The organism is Streptomyces flavotricini, from assembly GCF_020639365.1.
In the GTDB taxonomy this organism is placed as follows: domain Bacteria; phylum Actinomycetota; class Actinomycetes; order Streptomycetales; family Streptomycetaceae; genus Streptomyces; species Streptomyces flavotricini.
This window is the reverse complement of record NZ_JAINUL010000034.1, coordinates 1-252: the sequence shown is the minus strand read 5'-3', so window position 1 is coordinate 252 and position 252 is coordinate 1. Positions and strand designations below refer to the sequence as shown.

Here is a 252-nt window from a genome sequence, read left to right as displayed (position 1 = left end):
CGCACCCTCGCCCGGGACACCGACCTGTGGCACGACGACGTGTGGATCGTGGACTCCACACCCGTCGAATGCGCCCGCTCACGCCCCACCGTCAAACGCTCCGCGCTGGCGGGCTGGGCCGGCTACGGCTACTGCCCCTCCCACTCACGCTTCTTCTGGGGCCTGCGCCTGCACCTGCTCTGCACACCCGGCGGCCTGCCCATCGCCTGGGCCCTGGCCAACCCCAAGGCCGATGAACGCGAGGTCCTGGCC

The 252-nt window shown here is 71.8% G+C and carries 1 pseudogene; it reads left to right on the top strand.

Going from position 1 to position 252, the window contains the following annotated elements:
* Positions 1-252 (top strand): annotated as a pseudogene (locus tag K7B10_RS40525) (IS982 family transposase); the annotation flags it as partial.